The sequence below is a fragment of the Novosphingobium sp. B-7 genome, assembly GCF_000410615.1.
Lineage (GTDB): Bacteria > Pseudomonadota > Alphaproteobacteria > Sphingomonadales > Sphingomonadaceae > Novosphingobium > Novosphingobium capsulatum.
In genome coordinates, this window is sequence record NZ_APCQ01000654.1 from 1 (window position 1) to 4343 (window position 4343).

Consider the following 4343-nt stretch of genomic DNA (forward strand, 5'->3'; position numbering starts at 1 on the left):
GGCCTGACCGCGGGGGCCGATGACCAGGCCTGGCGCTTTGGCCAGAATGCCGGCACCTGGGGCGCCAATGCCGGGTTCGGCTGGCAATCGCCCGATGGGCGGCTGGCGCTGGTAGCCAGCGCGGCGCTGAGCCGGCGCCATTTCGCCAGCGTGGAGCAGACATATCAATCGGGCAACCTGGCCTATGCCCTGACCGACGCGCAGGGCAACAGCGCGCCGGGGCTGGACCCGGCGGCCAATCTGCTGCTCGCCTCGGTCAACGCACAGGTCACGCGCGGCACCGCGCACGAAGAGACCGCGTTCCTGTCGCTGGGGTGGCGGGCGAGCGACCGGCTGACGCTGACGGCGAGTGCGATGTGGGCCAGCCGCGCGATTGCCCAGGATGTCTATCAGGTCAGCGTGCAGGGCGGCCGTGCCGCCGGGTTCTTTGCCCAGACCGCCACCGCCGGTGGCCTGCTACGCACCCAGAGCGTGCGCGCCGATGCGCACTATTGGTTCGAAACCAATCCCGAGCGTGACCGGCTGGGCATGGCCCAGGCCGCGCTGGCGTGGGACGCTGGCGCGACCAAGGCGCAGGCCCGCGTGTTTGCCGCGCTGGGCCGTACCGACCGGCCCGACCATATCGAGATTTCGTTCTGGGACGCGGATACCACGCGGCTTTCCGGCGGGGTCAACGTGGCGGATGTGCGCGGCTTTCCTGTGCTCAAGCTCGCCCCGGCCGATGCCGCGCTGGTCGCCAATCCACTCGCCTTTCCTGTGCACAACCAGGGGGAGCGCGAAAGCGAGACGAGCCAGGACCACCGTCTGGGCGGGGACTGGCGCGTGCAGGCCAGCCCCGCGCCGGGCTGGCAGGCCGAGATTGGCGGCCTGGCGCTGCGATCATGGCGCAGCCGGGAGACCGCGCATTTCCTCTATGCCGATACGCTGCCCGCCGGCACCACGCTGGGCAACAGCGGGCTGGTCGATGGGCAGATCGGGCCGGTGCTGCGCGGGGTCTATGACTATGCCATCCCGACCATCGCCGATGCCGCGCTGCTGCGTGCGATCGGCCGGGCCAGCGTGCAGCCGCGCACCATCGACGACAGCAACGCCAATGCCTATGCCCTGCACGAAGACCGCCTGGCCGCTTATGCCATGGTGACGCGGCACCTGGGCGGGGATGACGATGCGGGGGAGGGCGATGCGGGGAAGGGCGCGCTTGACCTGTCGCTGGGCCTGCGCGGCGAATGGTCTGGCGTGAGCGGGCGCTATTGGCTGGCGGGCAACGATGGCGTGCCGGCCGATGGCGTGGCCTATGGCTGGAACCACCTGTCGGCCCACTATGCCGCGCTCTTGCCCAGCGTCACACTGCACTGGCGGCCCGATCGGCAATGGACGTTCGATGCGGCGCTGTGGACCAGCCTGACGCGGCCATCGCCCTATCAGCTTACTGGCGGAGGCAGCGCCACGCGCGACAGCCAGGGGGTGACCGAAATCCAGCTGTCCAACCCCGATCTCAAATCCGTGCGCGGCACCAATGCCGATCTGAGCGTGGCCTGGCAGGGGCCGGGCGGGCTGCACCTGGCGCTGGGCGGTTTTGCCAAGCACCTGGCGCGCTATCTCAATGATACCGGCAACGATCTTAACAATCCGGCCAGCGTGATGGAATACCGCGCGATCCGCCTGATCCGCCCGGAAAACGGCGGCACCGCGACGATTCTGGGGCTGGAGGCGAGCATGGCCGTGCCGCTGGACCTGGTGGCTGGCGTGTTGCGCCATCTGGCCGTGGCGGCTGATCTCACGCTGCTGCACAGCGCGGTGCACCTCAATAATCCCGCGCTCGACCGGGTGGAGCGCACGCAATATGCCCCCGCCAGCAACCTCTTGCTGCGGCTGCATTATGATGACGGCCGCTGGTCTGCCGATGCCGCCTGCCGGCTGACCGGCGCCTATATCCAGGAATACGGGATCGACGTGCCGACCTTTGCCGGCACCGCGCCGCTATCGGGCAGCGCGCTCGATACCTGGGTGCGTCCATCGCGGCAGGTGGACCTGGCCATGGCGCGCCACTGGGGCCGGCAGACGCTGCGCCTGGCGCTGCGCAACGCGCTGGATGATACCGCCTATCGCGCCACGATCGGCCGCTATAGCGACGCCGTGCCGCAGACGATCCTGGGCGGGCGGCAACTGCTCTTGACCTGGTCGGCGGGCTTCTGAAACGACGCGAATTTGCGTCCGTTTTCTTTTCAGGAAAAAGATTGTCGACACAATCTTGGGAACCACATCGGGTGATGGCCGGTTGCGAAACCAGGCCGGGTTTTTCCGGTCGAGCGCTAAGTCTATGGCAAGATGGGAGTTCGACACGTGAAGGTTTTCCATTTCCTGGTGGCAGCAGCGGCGATGACCAGTGTTCCGGCGCTGGCCCAGGCCCAGACCGCACCGGCGGCGAACGCTGCGGCAACCGTGGCCGTGGGTGGCACCATCTTCGATCCGCAGGGCGGCGAAGTGGGCAAGATCGTGAGCATGACCGGTGATGCCGTGGTGGTCGATACCGGGACCAACAAGGCCACTTTGCCCAAGAGCGCCATCGGCACCGGACCCAAGGGCCCGATCATCGCCATGACCAAGGCCCAGATCGACGAGCAGGTGGCCGCTGCCAACCAGAAGGCCAGCGCAGCGGTGGAAGCGGCGATGGTTGCCGGAGCACCGGTGAAAGGCAAGGCCGGCGGCGCGATCGGCACAGTCAAGGAAGTAAAGGGCGACCAGGTGATCGTGGCGCGCAGCGCCGGTTCGGTCGCTTTGCCCAAGACGGCGTTTGGCCTGGGTGCGGATGGCCTGTTCATCTCGATGACCGCAGCCGAACTGGATGCCGCGACCAAGGCGGCTGCCCCGGGGGCGTAATGCGGTGGCCCGGCCTGCCCCAGGGCGGGCCGGGCGCGCTTCGATCCAACCGGAAAAACAGTTGATTCGGCGCTATTTGCCTCTGGCCGCTTGCCGGGATTCGTGATCAAACGGCGTGTCGCTTGGACAAGGGGCATGCCACCATGAATCGGGTGTTGTTGACCAGCTTAGGGCTGTGGGTTGCCGTGTCTGGCCTGGCCGCGCCCGCTGCCCATGCCGAGGGCGCGAACAAGTGCAAGGTGGGCCTGATCGCCAAGCTGCCGGTGGTGATGGAAAACACCCGCGCCAGCGTGCCGGTAACCGTCAACGGCAAGGAAACCCGCGTCTGGCTCGATAGCGGGGCGTTCTTCAACTTCATGCCCAAGGCCCGCGCGGTGGAATTGGGCCTGCGGACCGAGCCGCTGCCGATGGGGTTTTACATGACCGGGATCGGCGGCACGGTGACGCCCGAACTGGCGCAAGTGCGTGATTTCGGAATCGTGGGCGTCACGCTGCACAACGTGCAGTTCCTGGTGGGCGGTAGCGATGCCGGCAACGGCTTTCTCGGCGCCAACCTGCTGGGCGTGCAGACCACCGAGTTCGATCTTGCCAAGGGCGTGGTCAACCTGTTCCAGGAGCGCGGCTGCGACGGGATCAGCCTAGCCTATTGGGGCAAGGGCATGTCGGTGGGCGAGGCGCGCGTGTTTCGCCCGACCGACGAGCATGATTATCACATCATCGTCGAAGTGATGATCAACGGGCAGTCGATGCACGCCCTGCTCGATACCGGGGCGCCCACCACTCTGCTGGGCCGCCGGGCGGCCGAGCGCGCTGGCATAGATATGTCGGCGCCCGATGTGGTCAATTCGATGCGCATGGGCGGCATCGGCATGAAGCGGCGGGAAAGCTGGATCGTGCGCACCAAAACCATCTCGATCGGGGGCGAGGAAATCCGCAACAGCCCGATCCGGGTGATCGACGATGCCGACGATGACCGGTCGAGCGACATGATCCTGGGCGTCGACTTTCTGCTGTCGCACCACATTATCGTGTCGCGCGCGCAAAGGCTCATGTTCGTGACGTACAATGGCGGGCCGATCTTTTCCGCAACGACCGATGGCGAAATCGGGCGGCTGGAAACCCGTGCCGAAAACATGGGCAAGGCCGAAACCACGGCCGATCCCAAGACGGCCGACGAATTTGCCGGGCGCGCTTCTGGCCGGATGGATCGCGGCGATACTGCCGGCGCGGTTGCCGATTTTTCCGAGGCGCTGCGCCTGGCGCCGACGCGGGCCGATCTGCTGGAGCATCGCGCCAATGCCTATCTGCGCAGCGGCAAGCTCGATCTGGCGCGACAGGATCTTGATGCCGGGCTGGCCATGCGGCCCGAGGATCACCGCCTCCTGACCCGGCGCGCGCAGTTGCGGCTGGCCACCGGGGACCGCGCCGGCGCACGCGCCGATACCGATGCGGCGGCCGCGCAT

The 4343-nt window shown here is 67.2% G+C and carries 3 protein-coding genes; all 3 read left to right on the forward strand.

The features are described 5' to 3' along the window. Window positions 1–2196, forward strand: a 2196-nt coding sequence (locus H926_RS33080) for a TonB-dependent receptor domain-containing protein (protein ID WP_022675662.1), incomplete at its 5' end; no start/stop codon positions are given. A 147-nt stretch (window positions 2197–2343) separates the two neighbouring features. Further along, entirely contained in the window at window positions 2344–2880 is a 537-nt protein-coding gene (locus tag H926_RS0106975; protein WP_022675663.1) for a hypothetical protein, read from the forward strand. 143 nt (window positions 2881–3023) lie between these two features. Next, window positions 3024–4343, forward strand: a 1320-nt coding sequence (locus H926_RS0106980) for an aspartyl protease family protein (RefSeq protein WP_148291659.1), incomplete at its 3' end; no start/stop codon positions are given.